Genomic DNA, 2006 nt, shown 5'->3' with positions numbered 1-2006 from the left:
GGGTTAGGGTGGGGTAAAAGATATGTGGGACAACGCTTTGAGCTTAAGTTGACACCAATGAGCAATGCTGTGCCCCTACCGCGTAGTCTATTTACCTGAAAATAGCTGTAACCGAAAATTACAGTTGAGAGCGCTTATTAAGAAAAACAGGTTTGCCGCCTTGCTCAAGAGATACTGTTAGTGCAGCAAGAATTTCTACTAACTGTGTGCCTACCCAGCCAGAGGAGACCTCTGAGGGAGTATTGTTGAGAATAGAGACAACAAAGCCGGAGCAAACTCGCCCCAATGGTTCACCTGGCTCTAATTCCAGCACTACCTGCCTTTGATTTACCGGAATAAATTGATTGCCCTGCTGTTCAAACTCCCCATGTAGCAGCGTTAGAGGTGACGATCGCGACATCTCATCAAAAATCAAGCTGCCAAGGCTACCTACAATCCCCAGCCGTCGCTGCTTATCGGGATTCAGCCAGCACAGATGAATATAAACTTGAAAGCCATCTGGGTATGTCAGTGTTAGCCATACTAGATCAGCTAAACCTTGGGATGGAGAGTGGGTAATTTCCCTATTGGCTTGCCCCTGTAGCCACACCGTACCCGTTGCTTGTACTTTCACAGGGATCTGACCCAGCCAAGCGTTAAAAATAGCAATATCGTGAATAGCTAAGTCCCACAACGCATCAACATCTTGCCGAACAGGCCCCAAATGGGTGCGCGTCGCGTAGCCATAGCGTAAATCTCCTAATTTACCCGCTTGTACTACAGTTTTTCCTCGCTCAACTGCTGGGTGAAATAAATAGGTATGGTCAACCATGAGTATTAAATGACGCTGTTCTGCCAACTGGCAAAGTTCCCGACATTCTGCTGGGTCGAGAGTTAGGGGTTTTTCTGCCAAAACATGGTATCCCTGTTGGAGAGCGTCTTTAATTAAAGCATAGTGGGTGGTAGCTGGAGTAGCGATCGCCACTCCTGTCAACCCTGGCACTTTCTTTAAATCTTGCCATTGGGTTGTTAATACTACATTTTCATCTAAGTTAAACTGCTGCTTTACCGCCGCTAATCGTTCTGGATGGGGATCTACTACAGCAACTACATTTACTTGGGGATCTGCTAAGAAATTCCGCAGCAAATGCACTCCCCAACGCCCAACTCCGATAACAGCAATTTTAATTTGGTTTGTCATTAGTTATTTGTCATTTGTATTGAAAGGACGAAGGACAAATGACAATCAACTGATTATCGGCTAATCACCCGTCTTTTAAGCTCAGAGTTTTTCCGGATTAGGAATTGCTAAAAAAGCTACCTTAGCTGCGGCTTGTTCAGCAGTTTTGATCGAGCGTCCCTTACCAACTCCTAGCTTATTTCCGTGCAGCCACACTTCGGCCATGAAACGTTCTTGATTGCGGTACGGTTGACTGACTTCCACAACGCGATACTCTGGTAAAACTTTAAATTGTGCCTGAGTCCATTCTTGGAGAGCAGCTTTGTAATTAAGTCTGGCTGGATCGAGGCGAATTTCTGTCGTTAGTTGTTGGAAGTGGGGATCTAACCAAGAGCGGATTAGTTCCAGATTTTGAGTACTTAAGTAAAGCGCACCTAGAACTGCTTCAAAAGCATCTGCCAATCGTGACTCTAGACCAACTTTATCAGCAGTAGCACTACCAGCAACTAGTAAGTATAACTCCAAACCATAAACTCTTGCCAATTGGGCGAGGATGCGATCGCTCACCAACACCGAACGAATTGCCGCAAAATCCCCTACTGGACAATCGGGATAATTTTCCCATAACACAACAGTCGACACCAGCCGCACCACCGCATCCCCAACAAACTCCAGCTGTTCATAATTTGCCGAATCAGAGACAGTGGGATGAGTTAGCGCTAAATCCAGCAGTTCCCACTTTATAGGTGCTTCTAGCGACAAACCTAATTTTTGGACTAAACTTTCGAGTTGGCGCTGACGGCGTGGATAGGCAAGGGGCATTACATGACAAGGGGCAGGGGGCAGG

2 protein-coding genes are annotated in these 2006 nt (G+C 46.3%); both read right to left on the bottom strand.

Annotated elements, in window-relative coordinates:
• Nucleotides 1-118 precede the first annotated feature (118 nt).
• Nucleotides 119-1180, bottom strand: a complete 1062-nt coding sequence (locus tag Q0541_RS14645; RefSeq protein WP_298911441.1) for a Gfo/Idh/MocA family oxidoreductase — start codon at nt 1178-1180, stop codon at nt 119-121.
• Nucleotides 1181-1261: 81 nt separating this feature from the next.
• Nucleotides 1262-1981 (bottom strand): ribonuclease III, encoded by a 720-nt coding sequence (gene rnc / locus Q0541_RS14640; protein ID WP_298911442.1) that lies wholly within the window; start codon nt 1979-1981, stop codon nt 1262-1264.
• Between the last annotated feature and the right edge of the window lie 25 nt (nt 1982-2006).

The sequence above is a fragment of the uncultured Nostoc sp. genome (assembly GCF_937863485.1).
Classification (GTDB): domain Bacteria; phylum Cyanobacteriota; class Cyanobacteriia; order Cyanobacteriales; family Nostocaceae; genus Nostoc.
Note: the sequence above shows the minus strand (reverse complement) of the source record. Positions and strands in the feature narration are given on the sequence as shown.